The sequence below is a fragment of the bacterium genome (assembly GCA_030648955.1).
GTDB lineage: Bacteria > Patescibacteriota > Minisyncoccia > Phycocordibacterales > JAUSHB01 > JAUSHB01.
Genome location: JAUSHB010000013.1, coordinates 99,268 through 121,675, shown reverse-complemented (window position 1 = coordinate 121,675; position 22,408 = coordinate 99,268). Strand labels below are relative to the sequence as shown.

The following is a 22,408-nucleotide window of genomic DNA, read 5'->3' as shown; positions in this document are numbered from 1 at the left end:
TTATACCTGATACTTTATACTATCCCTACTATGTTAATACCAACCGTTATAGAAAAATCCCAGTTTGGCGAGCGCGCATACGATATCTATTCGCGTCTTTTACGTGAGCGTATCATCTTTTTGGGAGGATCAATTGATGACCATACTGCTAATATTGTTATTGCACAGCTCTTGTTTCTTGAATCAGAGGATCCCAAAAAAGACATCGGCATTTATATCAACTCCCCTGGCGGATCAGTAACTGCCGCGATGGCAATGTATGACACCATGCAGCACATCAAGCCCGATGTCGCAACGATTTGCGTCGGCATTGCAGCTTCTGCGGCGGCGGTACTTCTCTCCGCGGGATCAAAAGGAAAACGATTTATCCTCCCCAATGCAGAAGTGATGATCCATCAGCCATGGGGTGGGATTGAAGGCCAAGCAACAGATATTGCTATTACCGCAAAGCATATTTTGAAAACTCGAGAAAATCTCAATAAAATCCTTGCAAAAAACACCGGCAAACCCCTTGCACAAGTTGAAAAAGACACTGAACGAGATTTTTATATGTCTGCCGAAGAAGCTAAGAAATACGGGATTGTTGATGATATCTATAAACCGAAGAACCCAAGGTAGTAATTGAGCTTCAGTAGCTTCTTAAGATTCAAAAGCTTCTTTCCGTCCGAATTCTGACTTTGCCAGAATTCGGCCCACCTTTCTGGGGGATTTTCCTTATTCCGCGCTGGTCCGCGTATAGTCCCTGCCTACCGCCTGCCTGCCGGTAGGCAGGGCAGGCACGCTGAATGACACGCCTGTGGACATCGTGTGAATAATCTGGTACTATCGAAATGTAGTATTTTTAAAATTTTTGTAGCATATTAATCATTTAATTTGTTGGCTCTGCCTTGTGTGGATCGGTTGCAAATTCTTGTCTGTATCTGAACATCAGATCTGTCGCATGTAAATTCTTTAATGTTGTTTTCTTGTGTTTTAAGCCCAATCTCGAATATACTTTCTAAGGAAGAATTTTTTCAACACGCCACAACACCACAAGGTGCGAGTTAATCGCCCTATTATGAGTTTAAAATTAGTTTTCCTCCTGCTCGCAGTCGCGGGTCTTTCTGGTGTCGCATTCGGCTATTTCCTCCGCTGGATCGTATCTTTGGGCAAGCGTGGTTCCATGGAGCTTGAAATAAAAAACATGCTTGTCTCCGCTAAGGAACAAGCGCAAAAGATAACCGAGGAAGCAGACAAGAAAGCAGCGCAAGTGTTTGAAGAAATAAAAAAGGAAGAAAAAGAAAAGGAGTTCCAATACAAAAAAACTGAAGAGCGTTTAGTGAAGAAAGAAGGGCTTCTCGACAACCGACAAACTGATATCGACCACGAGGTAGAGCATCTTAAGAAAAAAGCGGAGGAGATTAAGGAAATTAAGGAAAAAATGGAGAAGAGAATGAAAGATTCGGAGCTTGAACTTGAACGTGTTGCAAAACTTTCACAGGAAGAGGGCAGGCAAGAACTACTCAAGGCTGTAGAAAAGAAATACGAAGAAGATATTCTTGTACGAATGAGGAAGCTTGAACTTGAGGGAATTGAAAAATTAGATAGAAAGGCAAAGGATATTCTCACAACTTCGATACAACGCTTGGCTTCTTCAACAGCATCGGAAATCATGGCGACAACGGTTTCCATCCCTTCTGACGACTTAAAGGGTAAAATTATCGGAAAAGAAGGAAGAAATATAAAGGTTTTTGAACGTGCCGCGGGAGTTGAGGTTATTATCGACGACACGCCGGGATCAATCGTCATTTCCTCATTTGATCCGGTGCGCCGACAAATCGCACGCGTGGCTCTTGAAAATTTAATCCTCGATGGAAGGATCCAGCCAGCAAAAATCGAGGAGGCGGTGGAAAAATCAAAAGAAACCATTAACAAAATCATTAAAGAAAAAGGTGAGCAAGCCGCGTATGAGTGCGGGGTATTCAATCTTGACCCACGCATTATTTCAATCTTGGGTAGACTGTATTTTAGAACAAGCTACGGACAAAACGTTCTTCAGCATTCGATCGAAATGGCTCATATCTCCGGAATGCTCGCGGAAGAACTGGGCGCTGACCCCGCTGTCGCTCGTGCGGGAGCGCTTCTTCATGATCTTGGTAAGGCGGTTGATCACGAAGTCCAGGGAACACACGTTGAGATTGGAAGAAGGATTCTTCAGAAATTCGGCGCTGATAATCGCATCATTCAAGCGATGCAGTCACACCATGAAGAATATCCGTATGAGACCCTTGAATCTATTATTGTACAAACAGCAGATGCTATTTCCGGAGGAAGACCAGGAGCAAGGCGCGACAGTGTTGAGAACTATCTCAAACGACTTCATGATCTTGAAGCAATTGCGAACTCCTTTCCAGGAGTCGAAAAATGCTTTGCGCTTCAGGCAGGCCGAGAAATAAGGATATTTGTAACGCCAGACAAAGTAGGCGACCTTGAGGCGAGAAAACTTGCCGCAGATATAGCAACGCGAGTTGAAAATGAGCTCAAATACCCCGGAGAAATCAAGGTCAACGTCATACGAGAGATGCGTGCGATTGAATATGCACGATAATATATCTTTATTTCCTTCGTATTCGACGGTTGACACACCCACATTGCACAAAAAAGGGCTTCCTATATAATGATTACTGAACACCAAAGACTTCTCTCTCCCCAACAAGGGTGCGAGGTGGGTCGTTAATAAAGGTCGATTCATGTACATAACACGCACGTGTTTGGGAAGAAAAGTAAACGTTTAATATTTTTATCAACAATAACAAACAACTATTATGAATAAACAAGCGATAGTAGACGCAGTACACGAAAAACTCGGTGGCACAAAGGTTGCCGCAGAAGAGGTGGTGGATACAGTCATTGGTTCCATTGTAAACACCATGAAGAAAGGACAGGAGGTTTCAATTGCAGGATTGGGTATTTTTTCAGTAAAACAACGCGCAGCACGAACCGCACGCAATCCAAAGACAGGAGAAGCTATACAAGTACCGACCATGAAGGTTCCTAAGTTCCGCGCAGCAAAAGCACTTAAAGAGGCGGTGAAGTAACCTCTACTTGCGTTAGGTTGCCCACAAAAAACCACGCAGTAATGCGTGGTTTTTTGTGGGCAATATTCAGGAAAATATTTAATTTTTGGTTCTCACGGGGTATACTGTATATATGTTTAGCGACCCAAGACTTATTCAGACGTTTGCCTCCGGTTTTGCTTTTTTTATTTCGGGGCTGTTGTGTCTTTTTCTTTTCACTGCAGCAAACAAAAATAAGTCGGCGCGATCATTCGTTTTTGCACTATTAGCTATTGCGATTTGGGGACTCTTTGGATTTTTTTTTGAAATAACATCCCCGGAAAAATTGGAGCTTGCCCGTGTTCTTAGGGTTATTTCTGTGATTTTTATTGCAGTCCTTACTGCCAGTGTAAATAATTTTTCAGTTCGTTTTTATGAAGAAAATATGGGAATCGTTAGGCGCGCCCACAGAACGGGGCTTACTGTTTCTTTCTTTGTTGCAGGAATTATCATTACACTTCTCATTTCAGATCTTTTTAAATTTTCAGGTTTTATAGTGAAAGGGGTTGTTGTTGTTTCGGACGGAATACTTGAGCCTGTGCCTGGGAAATTTTTCCACTTCCTTTATTTGTATTTCTTTGCCGGAACTCTTTATACTGGTTTTGTTCTTTGGATGTCACGCACCGCTAAAATGCCTTTTGTTAAAAATCAAATAACGTGGATGCTCATCAGTATCGTTATCGGCCTTTTGGCTGGTGGATCACGATTTATGACATGGTATGGAGTAAACGGCTCTCCAGCCATTGCGTCACTCGCAGCTCCAATTTTTGGCATAGGTTTCTTTTACGCAATTGTAAAACATCATCTTTTTAATATTCGCGTGATTGCTACCGAAATCCTCACATTTAGCATTTGGGGATTTTTATTCCTTCTTATTGTTTTTTCCGAAACAACAGAGCAACGAATTTTAAACTCCGCGCTCCTCTTGTGTGTCATTATTTTGGGAATCTTTCTCATACGTGGAACACTTCGCGAGGTAGGACAAAGAGAAGAATTGGCGAAAGCAAATATTGCACTTAAGAATCTCAATCAAAATCTTGAAGCAATTGTGTTAGAGCGCACAGGGGAGTTAAGCCGTGCAAAACTACACACTGATGCGATTATTGAAAACTTAGTACTGGGACTTATTGAATATGACAACAACTTTTCTGTTCTTCGTGTTAATAGAGCCGCTGAAGAACTTTTGGGGTTTAATCGCAACAATGTTGTGGGGAAAAAAATAACAGGCGAAGATGTGACCGATAAAGAACTTTCGTCACTTGCTGAAGTTATTCACCTTAATTATGCAGAAAAAGACCCCCAGCGCGATCCATCTTCTACGTCAGCAGACCTTATGACCGAGATTACCATACGACATCCTTCGCCGAGAAGTCTCCAGATTATTACGTTTACCGTAGCTTCAGAAGAACAAAATTGGTCGGGAGAACGCAAGCAATTCGTTAAGATTATTCGTGATGTAACACGTGAAAAACTTATTGATAAAAATAAAAGTGATTTTATTACTATTGTCGCACATCAATTGCGTACCCCCCTCTCTGCCATAAAATGGGCTTTTAATATGGCACTTGAAACGGAGCGAGAGATCTTCAACAAAGATCAATTAGATTCTCTCAAGGAGGGGTACCAGGCGAATGAGCGCATGATTAGTCTTATTAACGACCTTCTTAATGTTGTTTACATTGAGGATGGTCGATTTGGATACGAATTTAAACAGGGAGATATAATAAACACCGTTACTGATGTCGTTGCAAGTATGAAAACTATCGCGCACTGGAAGAAGGTGGCTCTTGATCTTGATCTTCCCTCAACTCCTATCCCCCTCTTTTATTTTGACGCGGGACGGCTATCTCTTGCACTCTCCAATATTATAAAAAATGGGATTAATTACACTCCCCCCGATAAACACGTTATGCTTACCGTGAAAAAAGAAGGTGATTTCGTGAAAATCATAATCAAGGATAATGGCATAGGAATACCTCAAGATGACATCCAAAAACTTCTTATTACTAAGTTCTTTCGCTCAGTAAAAGCACTTCGTGCTCAAACAGATGGATCGGGGTTAGGCCTTTTCATCGCAAATAATATCATTAAGACCCACAAAGGAATCATTGGTATTGAATCAGAGGAAGACAAGGGCACAACCGTATCGATTATAATTCCCACAACCCTTACTGAAAAAGATGCCCCGCCTCGAATTCATACAGAAACAGACCTTCTTAAATTTTAACCCTAGCGAGAGCGAGATGGAAATTCTTAACCCTATTTTGGGCACCGCCACCAACTCATGTGCTCAAATAATTACTTCTCTGCTTGTTAACATAAAACAAAAAAACTGACCAAAAGATCAGCTTTTTTGTTGGCCAATGCGGGATGGGAGAATCTCCCGCGACTCTCGCCTCGCTACCGCACCACAGGAGTACTTCTTGTTTTCTAAGTCGCTACGGCCAATTGGCACTTCCAATTTCTACACTCGTGTTACTCGTAAGAAATTTAGGTCGGACTCTTGGCACTTCCAATTTCTACACTCGTGTTACTCGTAAGAAATTTAGGTCGCTCTTAAGAAAACAATGTCGCTCGGCTCGGACTGGGATGTATCAGCAACTGCTTGCTGATACATCCGTTGCCGTAGGCATGCATCTATGCCAAGTGCAACGAGGCAAGATGCAAGGTGGCCCCGAAGGGGAAGCTCGTCTGTTTTTTCTGATGAAAAAACACGACTCCGCTGTTCGATTCTCCACGCAAGCCAAGCAGTCGGCTTGCTCATCCCGCAAAACAGTTTAGTAAAAACTCCTCAATAATTATTGAGGAGTTTTTTATAAAATGTGCGGGATGGGAGAATCGAACTCCCGTCAAGAGTTTGGAAAACTCCTATTCTACCATTAAACTAATCCCGCAGATTATAACGAAATTTATACTACCAAAATATAAAGACCGCTGCAATGAACCCTCCCCCGCACCCACGGGACTTTTAATTAAAATCTTTCCTCATGTAAATTCAAAAAATATTTCTTAGTGCCCGTTCAACACCTAATGCCTAGTTAAAACTCTAAGTACCACAACAAAGTGGGTAAATTAACGTGATCTAATTACTCCCCCCGTTTACAACTTTTTTAGCTTTACTTGCAATCTCATCAAGAGTAAAATTTGCTTTCACCATGAAATCTATAGCCCCGAGAGACATGGCGCGTTCAATATCTTCTTTTTGTCCCAGATTACTTAAAATGATTACGGGGATTGCAGAAAGTGCATTATCTTTCTTGATCCTTGAAAGAATCTCAAAACCGTCTACTCCCGGAAGGATTAGGTCAAGAAGTATTAGGCTTGGAATAAATCGTGTAAGTATTTCAAATGCACCCGTAGCATCAATGGCACTTTCGACAACAAACCCTTCACTATAAAGTTTGCGGACGAGTAGCTCGCGAAGAAACTTATCGTCCTCAACAACCATAATCTTTGTGTTGTTCAAATTCACGGGAGCAGGTGTACTGGCTTGTGTAACATTATTCATGTAAGTATCCGTGGTTGTTTCTGGTATATGTGCCGCACTTGTGTCGGCTTGGTTTTGTGAGAAATTTTGTCTTCCCAATATATTATCTACTTTTTCAAGCACTTCGTTAGGTTCAAAAACTGCCTTTATAAGAAAGTCTCGGGCACCTAAATTTTTCGCTCGTTCTATTTCAACAGGTTGTCCGGAATTTGAAACGACCACAATTGGAATATTCTTGAGGTTTTCATCTTGGTTCATTTCTTCCATGACCTGCATACCATCTTTTTTAGGCATCAAAATATCAAGTAATATGAGGTCTGGCTTATCTTTTCTCATAACCTCCATTGCCACTTCCCCATCTTCTGCTCCCAATGCGATATATCCTGTTTTATTGAGCTTTGTAATCAAAACATCTCGGAGCACACTATCATCTTCAACAACTAATATTTTCTTTTTTTCCATGATTAATTTTTAATGAATCAAGTGAATTCAAAACCATCACCCGGCAATATTCTTAATTAGTTACGTTACCTTGAGTTGTAAAAATGGCACTGGGTAAAAAAATGATTTACTGTGCACCACAGGGATACTTCCAATTTCTACACTCACACAACTCGCAAGAAATTTAGGTCGGCCTCTCGGCACTCCCAATTTCTAGCTCGTTTCACTCGCGAAATTTAGGTCGCTCACTATTTTTCTAAATATTTTAGTAATACGCCACTCGTTCGTCTTTTGACGGTATAAGATTTTCGTCAAGAGGAAGCGTGAACCAAAAGGTAGAGCCCTTATTCTCATCAGATTCTACGCTTATTTTCCCGCCATGTCTAGCAATAATGTTCTTCACAATAAACAATCCGAGTCCCGACCCCGATGTTTGCATGTGCATAACATTATCCGCACGGAAAAACTTTGTGAATAAGCGACCGATCTGCCCTTTTGGTATACCAACCCCGGTGTCATGTACACTTATTTTTACAAACATATCTTCTTGTATGATATCCACAGTTATTACCCCGCCCTTTTGGGTATATTTGATGGCATTATCGATTAAATTCTGAAATGCTAGAGAGATTTTTTCGTGATCAAATACAAAAAGCTGGATTGGTTGGGGTGGTGGATTAATATGAACATTAATCCCATGTTCACGAGCACTAATCGACGAATTGGCCGCGATTGACTCAATGGTTTCGATAATATTTGCTTTATTAAATCGATACCCAAATCTCCCGTCCTCGATACGAGAAATGTTTAAAAGGTCGTTAACCAACCGGATCATTTTTTCGTTTGTTTCATAACCCCGCGCAAGGAGTTTCAACTGCGATGTGTTCATAACACCAAGGTCACCGTCCATAAGGAGACGCATGGCCCATTTCACGGCAGAAAGTGGTGTACGTAGCTGATGAGCCGCAATAGAGATAAATTCGCTTTTACTGCGACCTATTATCCTTTCGCGAGTTACATCACGAATTGCTTTAATAAAACCCTTGGAGTCACCAGAGAAAACGCTCGCAATGGGAAGTGTTGTTACTTGAACTTCACGTTCGAGGGGAAATGTGATCATGAGGTCAGCTACATCTGCATCAACCCCAGAAACTTCTTTAGTTATCTTTCGCACAGACTGCGAAAGAGCTGGGTAAGAAACTTCGATGAGTGATTTCCATTCAGGCCTCTCGTGTATATTTTTTGGCTCTATTCTCTTCCCTAAAACATCTTTTCTTGAAACACCAAGCATATCTTCGGCAGTTTTATTTATACGCACAATAGTAAACAAGCTATCATACTCAATAAGACCGCTCGTAAGATTTTCTATAATAGTCTCGATATGTGTTTTTGCGCGGTTCAGTTCTCCAGTTTTTTGCTCAACCTTCCCCTCAAGTTCTTTTGAATATAATTCTGTGAGCTTGCGACGTTCTTCTTCAGTCTTTTTAACGACTTCGATCTTTTCATGTTGGTTTTTTTCACGCGCGCTATCGAGCGCACCCAGGTCATCGAGCATAAGCTTCAGCCCAACAATCAATTCCGTAAATTCATCTTCCACTTCTGGAATGGTAACACCTGTTCCTAAAAACTCTCCTGTTGAGGCTTGTTGTAGAATTGGCGTCAATTCAGAAAGTCTTTTTGCTGTATTTATCTTGTAATTTTCAAGCTCTTTTTCTATGGTAATATCGCGAAAAATAAGTACTCCGCTTGTTTTTTCTTCTGTTTTTATAGCTTTGGCGGAAATAAACACGGGAAATTTTTTCCCACTTTTAGATTTAAAATATACAGTCTTCCCTCGCGGTGTCTTAAATGGTTCACCTAAAATAAAAACGGCGTTGGCAATGCGTTCACTCTCGGGAATCAAGTAGTCATCGAGATAAACTTCAAATAATGTATCAATGTTTTTCCCCACAAATTCGTCAGCTGTATAATCAAGCAAAAGACTTGCGTGAGGATTCACCATAGTCACTTGACCATTGCCATCAAATAAAACGAGTCCTTCGGCAATGAAAGACAGGAGTGTTCCTGTTTCGAGATTATTCATCTCGCTAGAGGTCGGAAACGGTACGTATTACACCGCTTCCACCCCTAATATATCTAATAATATTTTTTTCAGACAAATGGATCGTACTCAATTGTTTTCGTTGATTATTTACACCACATTGAGTCCCCTGTTCATCAATTCTCTTGTTTTTCAAAATACAGCTGTAATTCATAACTTTTTTACTCTATACGAGATTCACCCTGTTCACCGTCACAGGGCATGTATTTTTGAGTACTTTGTAAAACACGTTTGTTCACTCAACAAAACGTCTCATTGAGTGGTGCCACCAACCCCCAGATCCATCACATTAATAACCCTAATCGCTTTTCTACATTTTTCATCAATGTGTGGCGGAATTGAGGGAAGGTTATGCGCAGATGAAGCGTGTTCCGCGGCCTTTTTCATAATTTCATCTTCGGTCTCGCCAAGAAATTCTATATCACAATCAACTCCAATATCCCTACAAGTAAGCTTCTTCATGGTTGATAATATTATATTATTAAGATTACTAATTATTGTACATCAAATAAATGTGCAAAGCTATTTGAAACTAGGAACATTAAGAACTGGTAGAGTGAAGCCACCCAAGCGCCTCTTGCTCGGTTCCAAAAAACTTGATGTTTTCTTTTCCCGCAGCAGCAATCACAAACGATGCGAGAGTGCGCACAAAAACATTTCCTCCAAACATTGCGGTTCTCTTGATTTTTGGATTTTGTAAAAACTTCACCCACGCCTTTCGCGCTGATGATGAAAATTCTTTCGACTTTTCAATGTTGATTAATACAAAAGATGCTTCTCCTGTATTGATAAATCCCTCTCCGACTGTATCAAGCCGTACTGCCTCCTTTTCGTCAACAGGTGCGCTTATGGTGTAGTAGACTATTCCATTTTCGCACCACACGTTATTAAAGTTCGTTTTTTGAGTATCTTGGTCGATCATTGTATTTAGTACAATCCACTGAAACAACCGCAAGAGGTTGTGTAAACTCCATTATACAAAATATATAGGATATCAATCAATTTTACCTGTGCACATCTCTATGGTCATAAAAAAGTTAGAAAAAATTCGATTAATTTCTATCTCGGGGCGCCGAGAATCGAACTCGGACCCTATGCTCCCAAAGCATATATACTACCACTATACTACGCCCCGAGATAGAAATTAATCCCAAATCATATATACTACACCCCCGCGTTAAACTCTCTTTTGACCCAAGCGATAACGTAGAGAAGATATTAACACAGGGGACCAATGAACTCAAAGTATATGTGGTTAATCAAACGATACTATGTCGTAATATTTTCAACAACCCTTACATGAGCTTTTTTCTCATTTTGATCCAACACTACAACAAGGGCATCAAGTTGCCACTCTATGTCTTTATTGTGTAAATGTTTTTCTGATATATATGAATTAATTGTCCTCAAGAGTCTTCTTATTTTTTCAGGATGGATATTTTCTTCAGGCATAAATTCATCGTTCGCATTATTAATACCTCCATAACCATGGGCTCGAGAAACAGACTTTACTTCAACAAAATGAATGATACTATCTTTTTTTGCAATAATATCAATTTCTCCCCACTTTTTCCGGTAATTTTTTTTAACAATGGAGAATCCCTTGTTTGACAGAAATCTACAAGCAATACTTTCCCCGAGTGTCCCGATAATGTTATTTTGTGAAACCATTTGACTCAATAAGCGTTTATTATGCCAGCTTGCCCCCTGCTTTAAAAAATTATTTTGGCTGATAGGCGACTTAACTTTATGATTTTTTGTTTCTTCTCGTCTTATCGCGCCAACAAGCTATAATTCCTTTATTTTAAGGCGTATTTTAGTAAAAATAAAAATGTTTTTTATTAGATAATTGAAAAATAGGACATTTTTCATAAAATTTGACATTGTCTTTTATGCACACTATCCCCATAGTTATCCACACATTTCACTCAATGTGCCCTTATTTTAACAAAATTTTTATTGACTCAATAAGACAAAACTGTGTGTAATAAAAATATGACTTGGTGTGTAATTTTATTTAGAGTTTAATATGCAACATTAAATATTTTTCACCTTGCAAAAAAATTTTGTGCGGGTAGGGAGAATCGAACTCCCATCAACTGATTGGCAACCAGTTATTCTACCATTGAACCATACCCGCTTGGTAATACTCCCTTCCAATAACAACATCGGGGAATAACGAAAGCCATAGTATCATTTTTTCTTTCAAATATCTACTGGAAACAACGACAGTACAAACACCATGGTGCAATCTTTTGGTTTTATGTTTTCCCTTGATAACAATGCTTTTATTAAAGGCGAAACCTTCTAACCCGGCATATTCTTTCCAGTATTTTTTACACTCTTCTTCCTTAAGATCCGGGTATAAAAGAAGCCATATTTTGATTCGTTTTTTGTCTATTCTACAAAGATCTTTGAGAAAAATAGTAAAAAGTTTGATCATTTTGGGATCTGTGTTTGTGAGCGCAACTCTATGCGTTGACACTTTGTCACCCTCCCCCCAATACAACATAACCCCCGCAATAAACAATGGGTGATATTTCAGTTTTTCAAAATCGCTGATAGCTTCTTCTTTGGCTTGCACATAAAGTTTTTTAAGGTTATTACCTCTAATATTGTTAAGTTTTTCGATACGAATTTTATGGTCATACCTAGCCATTGTATCAAGTTCTTTCCTTATCTTTTTCGACCAGTCAGCGCCACCAAACCATTCAGAAAGAGTGCTTTTTGGTATGCGTAATTCTTGGTTGATTTGGTTATAACTTTTTCCAAACCTTCTAAGCTCTATTGCCCTATTTTTATCATTCCTCATGTTGTAATAACAGTATAGCACAATGGTTCGGTTTTCAAAAACAAGAAAGAACCCTGCATGGTGTCATTGGTAGTTATTTGGTTTATTCGCTATTTACTTATGCCCCCGGCAGGACTCGAACCTACAATACGACGTCCGAAGCGTCGCGTGATATCCATTTCACTACAGGGGCACCTTAAACTAACGTGACAACTTAGAGCGTATCAACTATACCTTCAAATTAGTAAAAAATCAAAAAGTGGAATAAAATAAGGCTTATGATGAAAGCGAGTGGCTCAAAAAACAACGGGAGTAAATACATCATCCCACAAGAAGTTTCACAAGTAACCCAAACACTGCAAAAAGCCGGTTTTGAGGCGTATCTCGTCGGTGGGTGCGTACGTGACATTATCTCTGGCAAAAAACCAAAAGACTGGGATGTGACCACTAATGCAAAACCAGATCAAATCACTGCCATCTTCCCCAAGACATTCTACGAAAATGACTACGGCACCGTAGGGGTGGTCAATGAAAATACAGACGATGAAACATTAAAAATTGTCGAGGTAACACCCTATAGAATCGAAGGTGTCTACAGTGACAAAAGAAGACCCGACCAAGTCACGTTTACTGAAAAAATTGAGGATGATCTGAAGCGCCGCGATTTCACCGTGAACGCTATTGCGTACGATATTTCTCAAGGACAAATTATAGATCCGTATAAAGGACAAGATGATATCAAGGACAAAACAATAAAAACCGTTGGGGTTCCTCACGATAGGTTTTCCGAAGACGCACTTAGAATACTCCGTGCTGTAAGGCTTTCTGTGGAACTTGGTTTCACGATTAACAAAGATACCGCAGATGCAATTAAAAAAGAAAGCGCAGGTCTTAAAGAAATTGCGAAAGAAAGAATACGCGATGAGTTCATAAAAATCATAAACTCCCCCTCTCCTATGATCGGAATAATCTTGGCTCAAAAACTTGGAATTCTGAAGTATGTGGTTCCAGAACTTGAAGCTGGTATAGATCTGGAACAGAACGGTGACCATATCTACAGTGTTTGGGAACACAACTTAAGAGCCCTCCAGCATTCAGCAGATAGGGGGTGGCCGTTACACGTGAAACTTGCAGCATTGTTACACGACGTATCAAAGCCAGAAACACGACGTTGGTCCAAAGAGAATGATGATTGGACGTTTTATGGCCATGATGTGGTTGGTGGACGTGTTTCACGTGAAATCCTTAAAAGACTCAAATTCCCTAGTGAAATCGTTGAGACCGTATCAAAATTGGTCAGATATCACCTATTTTTCTCGGATGTTGAGAAAATAACACTTTCGGCAGTACGCCGTATTGTGAAAAACGTCGGCCCAGAAAATGTGTGGGATCTTATGAAAGTCAGAGCATGCGACAGAATCGGGATGGGAAGACCAAAAGAAACCCCCTATAGGTTACGAAAGTATGAATCAATGATAGAGGAAGCGATGCGCTCCCCAACGTCCGTTGGAATGCTTAAAATTGATGGAGCAAAGATAATCGATGTTACACATGAAACACCGGGACCAAGAATAGGTTTCATTCTTCATGCTCTTCTTGAAGAAGTCCTTGATGATCCAAAGCTCAACACGGAAGATTACCTCAAAAAACGAACTCTTGAACTTGCAAAACTTCCCGATGTGGAACTTAAAAAACTAGGCGAAAAAGGAAAGGAAAAGAAGGATGAAAAAGAGGCACAAGAAATAGAGGAAATCCGAAAGCGCCACTGGGTTAAATAGCCTTCAATCCAAAGAATCCAAAGCGAGGCTTTGGATTGAAGATAGATTGTTTTATAAGGCTATTTTCGGCGTTTCCCGTGAAACGCCTTGTGAATTTCACGTAAATGTTTGTCAGTGACATGGGTGTATATCTGTGTTGTATTTATATTTGCATGCCCTAAAAGCGCCTGTACAGAACGAAGGTCAGCGCCATTTTCAAGAAGATCGGTCGCGAATGAATGGCGAATAATGTGCGGTGTTACCGTACGTGAAATCCCTGCTTTAACGGCGTAGTACTTCACAATTCGTTCTACTGACCTTGGAGTCAATCGGATACTTTTCTTTTCTTTATTCACTCTGCCAATGTTGATAAACAATGCATCATCCATGTCAGTTCGTTTTTCAAGATATTTTTTGACCGCATCTTTTGCGCTCGCTGAAAAAAAGACGACTCTTATTTTATCCCCCTTCCCACGCACCGAAAACTCGTCTTTTTTTAAGTCCACGTCGCGTGAAAGAGAACACAGTTCGGAAACCCGAAGTCCTGTCGAGAACAAAAGTTCCAAAATAGCCTTATCCCGCAAGGGTTTTATGGAATCTCCCTCTGGGGCAGAGAGAAGTCTTTCCAACTCTTCGGAGGATATGAGATCGAGACTGCGTTCAGATACCTTTGCAAGCTCTATCTTTTCTGCCGATAGAGATGGTATTCCCCGTGCAGACAAATACTTAAGAAATGCCCGCAATGCAATGAGGTAATAATTCTGGGTTCTTTTTTTAAGCGTTTCCCCTTTGTGTGAATCTCCTGCAGATTGCCTATTGAGCCACAACCGATAATTTCTTATGCCATCTTCGGTTATTTCATTGGCATTTGAAATTTTTGCGTAAGAAAAAAACCGTGAAAGATATCGATCATAGTTTTCAACCGTTTTGAGACTTCTCCCTTTTTCAATTTCAAGATGTTCGAGAAATTGTCGTTTTAGATTTTCAAGTTCCATCCTGTAGTAGAAAATGGCATCGCTCCCGTGGAGCAAATTTGCCACATTGTTTTATTTAGTAATTATATTTCGACATAGCGCGCGCTTATAAAAATCATCCCCCTCCTCTCTAATGCCATTTTTCCTGCCTACCGGCAGGCAGGCACTACGGGATTCCACACGCCAATTATACTACAACTATTGTGTCGCACAATATACTGACCCAGTGCACCTTGTTGTTAATTTATCGGCGTATGATATACTTAAAAGCATATATTTACTCAGATTTTAAAAGAAATCTGCTGATAATATGCACATTCGTAACATCTATTAAAGTTATTAAAACAAAACATGGACAGTAAAGATAAAAAAAATAAAGACGAAAAAATTAATGCCCACAAACTCATGGAAGCAGGAGGTATCGTGGTTGATGTTGATGATTCAAAAGAAGGTATGCCTCCTTCTGCAACTGAGCTTGAAAAACAATTGCGCGATGGGGGAATTGATGTTGTCGAGGGGAAGAATTTACCAGAAGAAAACAACTAATTTTACCATTACCCAAAATCCCTCCTGAAGGGAAAATAAAACTTATTCTTGCAAATTATAGAGTTTTGTGATTAAATTCCCCTCATGCTCACTACAAAGAAAAAACAGAATATTATCAATAAACACCAGGTGCACGGGAAGGATACTGGGTCTCCCGAGGTTCAGGTTGCTTTGCTCACCAAGAGAATCAACGAACTTGCAGGACATTTGAAGAAACACACGAAAGACATCCATTCACGAAGAGGTCTTCTCCAAATGGTTGCGGATCGCCACACTCAACTCAAATACCTCAAAAGAAAGAGCAAGGAGCGTTACGATGTTGTCACTAAAAAACTTGGTCTTAAGTAAGTTGATAAGTTTATTAGTTGGTTGGTTTTATATTTCTAAACTAAAAAGCAAAGCGAAACTTATCAACTTAACAACCTATTAACTAAACTATGTCGGTCATTAAACACAAAGGACAACGGGTTGGAATTTTTATTGATACACAAAACCTCTACCACAGCGCAAAAAATTTATATAAAGCGAGAGTTAATTTCGGGGCAATCATGAAAGATGCCGTGGCGGGAAGAGAACTCGTGCGCGCAATCGCATATGTCATTACTACTGAATCCGGCGAAGAAAAGAATTTCTTTGATGCACTCGGGAAACTCGGCATTGAAGCAAAGACAAAAGATTTGCAAATATTTTTTGGTGGTGCAAAAAAGGCCGACTGGGATGTCGGGATCGCTGTTGATGCGATTCGATTTGCGTCCAAGCTCGACACCATCGTAATTGCTTCTGGGGACGGAGACTTTATTCCGCTTGTTGAATACTTAAAATCACTAGGAGTTCAGGTAGAGGTGATTGCATTTGGAAGATCCGCATCCGGGAAGCTCCGCGAAGTAGCAGATGACTTTATCGACCTCTGTGATGATCCAGGAAAATATTTAATGGGCGCACAACGACCGAGAGGTCGACAGTTCCGACGTCCACAAGGAGGAGCGCAGAGTTCATTACAAAAATAATCTTGACGGCAACTAAATATGGTAAAGTAGGATTGAGCGTTTTATACGCTTCAAAAAAATAACCACGATGCCAGGAGAGAATAAAACAGAAAATAAATCCGCACAGAATTCGATCGGAAAAAATAGCGATCGGTCTGTGTTTACACAAATATTACCAATAGACGGGCAAAATATACCAGCAGATACACAGAAAGGTACCCATCGCATGACCATCCGTCCCCTTAAAACATACCGTGGCGATGCCGAGGAAGCGATACAGCGACAAAAAGAAAGCCTTGCGAGTATTGCGCTTAGGGAACAGAAAAAAAGAGCTGCGGAGAAAGAATCTGAAACTCCGCCAACAATAAGTCCCGAAAATCAAAAGCGTATTATGGTCATTGCCGCTATTGTAGTCGGTCTGATTGCTGCTGGCGGAGGAATATTCACACTCGTTCGTTATGGTAATTTTTCGTTTACATCTACTCCGCCAGGAGAAACCGTTGTTGTAAAAATCAACTCATCAACTCCGTTTATTATAGTTCCTCGTTATGAGCGGGAAGTTGATTCTACTGCAAACAATTCTAAAAATACTCTGGCTGACACTGTTGCGGATGAAGCAGGGAAGACCCCGGAATCGGGATCGATTACAAACATTGCGCTCACGCAAGTACGCATGCAAGGATTACCAGACTTGGTAGCCGGCAAAAGTAATTTACCTGCCGGAGTGTTCTTGAGCACATATTTTACAAACGCACCCGACGTCCTCGTCCGTGCACTTGATGATAATTTTATGCTTGGGATTTATTATGACACCGCCCAAAAAGGTCACGCATTTCTTATTTTTAAAACAAATTCATTTGAAGCATCGTTTGCCGGTATGCTTTCGTGGGAAAAAACACTTCTGCAAAATTTGGGCTTCCTTATTGGGTCAAAAGAGGGAACGGGAAGATTTAAAGACGTGGTAATGCAAAACAAGGATACTCGCGCGCTCCTTGATCGTGCACAGGAGCCCGTGTTTATATATTCATTTGTTGACCGCAACACCCTTCTCGTTGCGCCGGACAAAGAAACATTTGGAAATATTCTCGATATCCTTAATCAGCCGAAGCGGGTTACGCAATAATGGGTATTTACCATGAATGAATATTATTTCGCATACATTTATAATGAACTATAGCGTGAGATAAATGTATGTGGAAATACAACTACAGATGATACAGATGTCTCACCTCCTTATCACTCCATAAACCTTTTTTCACAGCTACATTCAACAATCAATTGCAAAAAAAAACGGAAATATGCTACTATGGCAAAGTTGGTTGGTTAGCAACCGACATTAGTTCCTTCCCATAAATTTATAGAGGAGATATCGGATGAATGTAAAAGCATTCTTGACTGTTGCTGTTATGGTTGGCGGCTTGATTGGTGTCGCTCGCGCTGATTCACCAGGAGGTTCTACGTATTGGTGGCATACCATGCCACAATCACAAAGGAACTCTGCCATTGTGAGCAGGGCAAATCAAGATGTTAATCAGTGGTCAGGCTTGTCTTGTAAGGATTGGGCTCGTAAAGTGGTGTACGAAGCCTCAGGGAAACATGTTACAATACCCTCCACTAGATCGTCACCGTATGACTATATGTGGGACTATGATATCAGTGGGCACGTGATCGGTATGAGTATGCCGATTGAAAATGTTATTCCTGGGTACATTATCCAGATGCGCCTTGCCAGTGGTTGGCCACATACGGCAATTGTTACCGCAAAGACTAGCACCACGGTGACATTTACTGAAAGTAATTACGACAGCACGCCATGGAACAACAATGATGCACTTGTGAAAACACGGACGGTTACCTTTGCGAAGTTTTATTCTCAAGTACAAGGCGGCAGCTCGTTCACGGTGTATTTCATCCAATAGTATCTTCATTTGAAAAGGCGGCGCGCAGTTTGTGTCGCCTTTTTTATTATTTTATAATGTAAATATATGAAATACCTTTATTTTATTGCCGTGTTGGTTGTGTTGAGTGTATTGAGTTATTATTTTTTTGAAACAGATGGTAGCCAAATCAAACAACCATCATTTGAGCATCAATTTAAGCGAACCTTGCAAGGAAAAGATCTACCGGTTTTATTTGGTAAAGCATACATTCCTTCGGTCAAGAGCTGGTCTTCTTATGTAAATAAGATGTTTCAGTTTTCCATAGAGATCCCGGCAGACATGGAGATACGCCATTCTGTTAATGTTTGGGAACACGCAGGAAAGGAATATGATTCTTACAGTATTTCGTTTACTGACACAACCCCCAAAGAGAGAATTTTCTTCATATCTATCGATGAGACACCCCTTACTTCTGTTGAGAAGTATCTGGTTCAAGACGGAGGGTATAGCGGCCTTATACAAGAGAAAAAGAATATTTTTGGTATTGAGGCTATTATTACTACCTCTCCACAAGATTTGGTACACCCTCAACCGGAAATACTCCGCGAACGGCATATGCTATTTATCCAAAACGGATTTTTCTTTGACATAATAACAATGAATATGCCCCTTGATGATGTTGAAAGGATTTGGGAGAGTATTCAATTTTTTGATGTGAAAGTAAGGTGAGTCCTTGCTCTAGAATCAATTTGTCCTCGCGTTACCTTTGTCATTCGTCACCCCTACAGAGGTCCGACCTTCGTAGGGGTCAGTAGCTGCTACACGCTTTGCGCTCCACGACTTGTCTGGTATCATAAGAGCACTATGCATAAAAACACATCGATTGACACAGCACATTTTAAAGAAAAGCTTGAAGCAGAGAAAACGCTTATCGAGGGAGAGCTCCGGGGTGTCGGGCGGATAAACCCCGAAAACCCTAAGGACTGGGAAGCGACTCCTTCTCCTATCGACGTTTCTTCTGCAGATAAAACGGAAGTTGCGGAACAGATGGAAGAATTTGAGGAAAGAGGCGCAGTTGAGGTTGAGCTTGAAAACAAGCTTGGGAGTATCACGCGGGCGCTTGATAAAATAAAAAACAATACCTATGGGGTATGCGAGGTTGGAAATGAACCAATCGAAATTGCACGCCTTGAAGCAAATCCTGCCGCAATAACCTGCATCAAACATATGAACAGTTAACACTCAATGGGTATGCCATTCTCTAAGGTTTATTCAGCGCAAACAACTGGTCTCTCGGCGCAAATTATTGACGTAGAAGTGGACATATCGAAAGGACTTCACTCTTTCACGACCGTCGGTCTTCCCGACAAAGCCGTCGAGGAATCACGTGACCGCGTCAGTTCTGCAATTAAAAATTCCGGATTTAAATCACCGAAACAAAAAAATCAAAAAGTGGTGGTTTCTCTCGCTCCTGCCGATGTAAAAAAGGAGGGTCCGCTATTTGATCTCCCCATCTCGATAGCGTATCTTGTCGCTGCAGGAGATCTTCGTTTTAATCCGAAAGAAAAAATATTTTTGGGGGAACTTTCCCTCGATGGAGAACTCCGTCCCATTAAAGGAGCACTCGTCTTGGTTGATAAAGCCAAGCGATCAGGGTTTAAAGAAGTATATTTGCCGGAAGGAAATATCACGGAAGCATCTCTGGTCGAAGGTATTTCAATCTTCGGAGCAAAAAATTTAAAAGATGTTTTTGAACACCTTCATGAGTATGTAAAGGGGGGTGATACCATTCACAAAAAAATAAAGCCGGCGCAATACGATCCATTGCGCATTGAAACTGTGAAACGCAGAAGTCGCCTTATTGATTTTTCCGATGTTAAGGGACAAGAAACAGCAAAACGGGGGCTTGAGATTGCCGCCGCGGGCGGACACAATATCGCAATGTGGGGTTCCCCCGGAGCGGGGAAGACGATGCTTGCAAAAGCGTTCCCCCACATTCTTCCAGACCTTAGTTTTGATGAGATCATCGAAGTAACCGGCATCCATTCGGTTGCAGGAGCACTCAAAGACAGTCTCATTGTGGAACCGCCTTTTCGTTCTCCGCACCATACGTCATCATATGTATCTATTGTTGGAGGAGGATCATTTCCAAAACCGGGAGAAGTGACCCTCGCGCATCGGGGTGTTCTTTTTCTTGATGAATTTCCGCTTTTTGACAAGCGCGTTATCGAATCATTGCGTCAGCCACTCGAAGATAATATGGTAAGCATCTCAAGAGCGAAGGGGACGGAATTATTTCCTGCAAATTTTATTCTTATCGGAGCGCTCAATCCATGTCCGTGCGGAAATTATGGCACAGAAAAACAGTGTGTTTGCATGCCGGGGTCGCTTGTTCGATATCAGAGTAGGATTTCGGGCCCCATCGCGGATCGTATTGATATTTGGGTTGAAGTAGCCCGCGTTGACCACAAAAAACTTTCTGATTCAGAAAATAAAGGAGAAACAAGTACTGCGATACGGGAAAGAGTGAGAAGCGCGCGAACTATGCAAAATGAGAGATTTAAATTTCACCAACACCACATCAAAACAAATAGTGAGATGGGTGCAAAAGATTTGGAAGTGTTGGTGAAATTAAGTGACAAACTCGTTGACATGGTGAATGCATCAGCGGAAAAATTTAATCTTTCTGGAAGAGCGCACCATCGCCTTTTGAAAGTTGCTCGCACTATCGCAGACTTGGAGGGTGTGAGTGCGGTAGGTGAGCAACACATCCTTGAAGCACTCCAATATCGGCCAAAGAGGGGAACGGGCATCAATCATTAACCCCACTCCCAAGCTTTAAGCTTTCCAAGGCGAGGCTTTGGAAAGCTTAAATAAAGAAAAACCTCTCTCTCGAGGGGTTTTTCTCACTTGAACGTATTGTCTAGACTAACCTATCTTCAAAAATTATTGAAATGGATTTCTTGCTCCACGAACTTCAAAGTGAAGGTGTGCCCCTGTTGATCTTCCTGTTGATCCTACATATCCAATCACCTGCCCCTTAACTACCCTCCATTCTTCTCCAACAATTACTTTACTCATGTGGGCATATAGCGTCTGTGTACCATTTTCGTGGCTAATTACAACATAATTACCATATCCACCGAACCATGGATTACCCTCGCGATACTTACTCACCACGACATCTCCACTGGCTGAAGCAAACACTGGTGTTCCCGTCGGAGCAGCAAGATCTATGCCGTTATAACCATGTATCCCCTGTGATCTTGTGCCATTCACGGGACGCAAATAGTAGCCACTGTACGAAGGACCATTTGTTCCCTTTGGCTTTGTGTATGAAATAGAAGCCGGCGTTGGCAAAGAAAGCATTCCTTCAGGAATGATAATCGTAGATCCAATTGCCAGAGCGTCACTATCACCAAGCCCATTGAATCCAAGAATTTCTTCTGCATCACCTTTATATTTTGTTGCGATTGATTTTATGGTATCCCCCTTAGCAATAACATGACTCACCCCCGATACAGGGAGGATGACCAGAGTTTCCCCTACACGGATAGAACCACCACGTGGAATATCATTTGACCAAATAATGGTATTCACAGAAACGCCGAACATTTGAGCAATTTGTGAGAGTGAATCACCCTTTCGAACAACGTAGATGCTTAATTGATCGCTCTTTGAAGATGTTTCCTCAACGCCAACAGCACTTCCCATTGGACCAATGTCTGAAAGAAGGGCGCTATCATTGACAATAGTAATGTCGCCCCCGCCTCGTGCTAACTTAGGATTGAGATTTACTGCTGCTTGGAGAAGACCGATATTTTGCGAGTTCACATAATCTATGGTTACTTCTTGAGCAGGATTTGCCGCTGCGGTTGTACCAAATATGGAACCCAATAATGAAAGAAACCCCGCATTTGCATATGCAACGGGGGATACAATGATAACCGCACACAAGAACAAAAAAGCAGACTTTTTAGTAGGAAGCCATAAAAACGATTCTTTTTTAGCCTGGTTCTCGGTCACCACGGGTAAGCCAGGGTCCTGTTTATGAGTATGTATAAGCCTAAAAATTAAAAGGTAATTCCGTATTCTTTCTTTATCTTGTCTGACTACGAGACTGTCTGAGCGAGATTACTCGCAGTCAAACAAACTCGCTCAAACACTTCGTGTTTACCCACGCCCTTTTTATATTTACATAAATTAAGACGGGGAAATATTCGTTCAGCATGTCTCTACAACCTATTCTTACCTCGCTGTCAAGTATACCTCAACGGGGGTTGAAAGTCAACGGGGCAATCTTATCGGTGTGGATAACCCACAACACCAACTTTTGTGTCGTATTTTTGC

At 41.0% G+C, this 22,408-nt stretch carries 22 protein-coding genes and 4 tRNA genes; 13 read left to right on the top strand and 13 right to left on the bottom strand.

Features of this window, described 5'->3' with window-relative positions; genetic code table 11:
* Positions 1 to 30: 30 nt before the first annotated feature.
* The 4 genes from clpP to Q7S11_03685 all read left to right on the top strand — a co-directional run bounded on the left by clpP (position 31) and on the right by Q7S11_03685 (position 5,322).
* Positions 31 to 618 carry an ATP-dependent Clp endopeptidase proteolytic subunit ClpP gene (clpP, locus tag Q7S11_03700; GenBank protein ID MDO8572840.1) on the top strand — a complete coding sequence of 196 codons (588 nt, stop codon included), beginning with the start codon at positions 31 to 33 and terminating at the stop codon, positions 616 to 618.
* A 439-nt stretch (positions 619 to 1,057) separates the two neighbouring features.
* Positions 1,058 to 2,587: a ribonuclease Y gene (gene rny, locus Q7S11_03695; protein MDO8572839.1), complete on the top strand. Its 1,530-nt coding sequence runs from the start codon at positions 1,058 to 1,060 to the stop codon at positions 2,585 to 2,587.
* A gap of 217 nt (positions 2,588 to 2,804) precedes the next feature.
* Positions 2,805 to 3,077: an HU family DNA-binding protein gene (locus Q7S11_03690; protein ID MDO8572838.1), complete on the top strand. Its 273-nt coding sequence runs from the start codon at positions 2,805 to 2,807 to the stop codon at positions 3,075 to 3,077.
* 112 nt (positions 3,078 to 3,189) lie between these two features.
* Complete coding sequence (locus Q7S11_03685; GenBank protein ID MDO8572837.1) at positions 3,190 to 5,322, top strand: ATP-binding protein; 2,133 nt, start codon at positions 3,190 to 3,192, stop codon at positions 5,320 to 5,322.
* A gap of 318 nt (positions 5,323 to 5,640) precedes the next feature.
* Here Q7S11_03685 and Q7S11_03680 read toward each other — a convergent pair whose 3' ends face one another.
* The 11 genes from Q7S11_03680 to Q7S11_03630 form a co-directional block, all read right to left on the bottom strand.
* Positions 5,641 to 5,859 (bottom strand): hypothetical protein, encoded by a 219-nt coding sequence (locus tag Q7S11_03680; GenBank protein ID MDO8572836.1) that lies wholly within the window; start codon positions 5,857 to 5,859, stop codon positions 5,641 to 5,643.
* Positions 5,860 to 5,918: 59 nt separating this feature from the next.
* Positions 5,919 to 5,989 (bottom strand) — tRNA-Gly (locus Q7S11_03675).
* 188 nt (positions 5,990 to 6,177) lie between these two features.
* On the bottom strand, positions 6,178 to 7,044 hold the full coding sequence (locus tag Q7S11_03670; GenBank protein MDO8572835.1) for a response regulator: 867 nt from the start codon (positions 7,042 to 7,044) through the stop codon (positions 6,178 to 6,180).
* 244 nt (positions 7,045 to 7,288) lie between these two features.
* On the bottom strand, positions 7,289 to 9,106 hold the full coding sequence (locus tag Q7S11_03665; GenBank protein MDO8572834.1) for an ATP-binding protein: 1,818 nt from the start codon (positions 9,104 to 9,106) through the stop codon (positions 7,289 to 7,291).
* Between the two features lie 270 nt (positions 9,107 to 9,376).
* On the bottom strand, positions 9,377 to 9,586 hold the full coding sequence (locus Q7S11_03660; GenBank protein MDO8572833.1) for a DUF1059 domain-containing protein: 210 nt from the start codon (positions 9,584 to 9,586) through the stop codon (positions 9,377 to 9,379).
* Positions 9,587 to 9,665: 79 nt separating this feature from the next.
* On the bottom strand, positions 9,666 to 10,046 hold the full coding sequence (locus tag Q7S11_03655) for an STAS/SEC14 domain-containing protein (GenBank protein ID MDO8572832.1): 381 nt from the start codon (positions 10,044 to 10,046) through the stop codon (positions 9,666 to 9,668).
* Positions 10,047 to 10,188: 142 nt separating this feature from the next.
* Positions 10,189 to 10,259, bottom strand: a tRNA-Pro gene (locus Q7S11_03650).
* Between the two features lie 134 nt (positions 10,260 to 10,393).
* Complete coding sequence (locus tag Q7S11_03645; protein ID MDO8572831.1) at positions 10,394 to 10,795, bottom strand: YraN family protein; 402 nt, start codon at positions 10,793 to 10,795, stop codon at positions 10,394 to 10,396.
* Between the two features lie 398 nt (positions 10,796 to 11,193).
* Positions 11,194 to 11,264, bottom strand: a tRNA-Gly gene (locus Q7S11_03640).
* Positions 11,244 to 11,936, bottom strand: coding sequence for a hypothetical protein (locus Q7S11_03635; GenBank protein ID MDO8572830.1), 693 nt, complete (start codon positions 11,934 to 11,936; stop codon positions 11,244 to 11,246). The genes Q7S11_03640 and Q7S11_03635 overlap by 21 nt, the downstream gene beginning before the upstream one ends.
* Before the next feature lie 100 nt (positions 11,937 to 12,036).
* A tRNA-Arg gene (locus Q7S11_03630) sits at positions 12,037 to 12,108 on the bottom strand.
* A gap of 85 nt (positions 12,109 to 12,193) precedes the next feature.
* Here Q7S11_03630 and Q7S11_03625 point away from each other — a divergent pair.
* Entirely contained in the window at positions 12,194 to 13,693 is a 1,500-nt protein-coding gene (locus tag Q7S11_03625) for a CCA tRNA nucleotidyltransferase (protein MDO8572829.1), read from the top strand.
* A gap of 59 nt (positions 13,694 to 13,752) precedes the next feature.
* Here the strand turns inward: Q7S11_03625 and Q7S11_03620 are convergent, their stop codons facing one another.
* Positions 13,753 to 14,712 carry a tyrosine-type recombinase/integrase gene (locus Q7S11_03620; GenBank protein MDO8572828.1) on the bottom strand — a complete coding sequence of 320 codons (960 nt, stop codon included), beginning with the start codon at positions 14,710 to 14,712 and terminating at the stop codon, positions 13,753 to 13,755.
* 285 nt (positions 14,713 to 14,997) lie between these two features.
* Between Q7S11_03620 and Q7S11_03615 the strand changes: the two genes are divergently transcribed.
* From Q7S11_03615 to Q7S11_03580, 8 genes are all read left to right on the top strand, one after another.
* The gene (locus Q7S11_03615) at positions 14,998 to 15,192 is read left to right on the top strand and encodes a hypothetical protein (protein MDO8572827.1); all 195 of its coding nucleotides are present in this window, start codon (positions 14,998 to 15,000) and stop codon (positions 15,190 to 15,192) included.
* 84 nt (positions 15,193 to 15,276) lie between these two features.
* Positions 15,277 to 15,540, top strand: a complete 264-nt coding sequence (gene rpsO / locus Q7S11_03610) for a 30S ribosomal protein S15 (protein ID MDO8572826.1) — start codon at positions 15,277 to 15,279, stop codon at positions 15,538 to 15,540.
* An 89-nt stretch (positions 15,541 to 15,629) separates the two neighbouring features.
* Positions 15,630 to 16,199 carry an NYN domain-containing protein gene (locus Q7S11_03605; GenBank protein MDO8572825.1) on the top strand — a complete coding sequence of 190 codons (570 nt, stop codon included), beginning with the start codon at positions 15,630 to 15,632 and terminating at the stop codon, positions 16,197 to 16,199.
* Between the two features lie 67 nt (positions 16,200 to 16,266).
* Entirely contained in the window at positions 16,267 to 17,301 is a 1,035-nt protein-coding gene (locus tag Q7S11_03600; protein MDO8572824.1) for a hypothetical protein, read from the top strand.
* 250 nt (positions 17,302 to 17,551) lie between these two features.
* On the top strand, positions 17,552 to 18,097 hold the full coding sequence (locus Q7S11_03595; protein ID MDO8572823.1) for a hypothetical protein: 546 nt from the start codon (positions 17,552 to 17,554) through the stop codon (positions 18,095 to 18,097).
* Between the two features lie 66 nt (positions 18,098 to 18,163).
* Complete coding sequence (locus Q7S11_03590) at positions 18,164 to 18,787, top strand: hypothetical protein (protein ID MDO8572822.1); 624 nt, start codon at positions 18,164 to 18,166, stop codon at positions 18,785 to 18,787.
* Positions 18,788 to 18,922: 135 nt separating this feature from the next.
* The gene (locus Q7S11_03585) at positions 18,923 to 19,297 is read left to right on the top strand and encodes a TraR/DksA family transcriptional regulator (GenBank protein ID MDO8572821.1); all 375 of its coding nucleotides are present in this window, start codon (positions 18,923 to 18,925) and stop codon (positions 19,295 to 19,297) included.
* Between the two features lie 12 nt (positions 19,298 to 19,309).
* A complete protein-coding gene (locus Q7S11_03580) occupies positions 19,310 to 20,881 on the top strand; it encodes a YifB family Mg chelatase-like AAA ATPase (protein MDO8572820.1) in 1,572 nt (523 codons plus the stop codon).
* Between the two features lie 123 nt (positions 20,882 to 21,004).
* On the opposite strand, the gene Q7S11_03575 is transcribed toward Q7S11_03580, so the two are convergent.
* Positions 21,005 to 22,087, bottom strand: coding sequence for a M23 family metallopeptidase (locus tag Q7S11_03575; GenBank protein MDO8572819.1), 1,083 nt, complete (start codon positions 22,085 to 22,087; stop codon positions 21,005 to 21,007).
* Positions 22,088 to 22,408 lie beyond the last annotated feature (321 nt).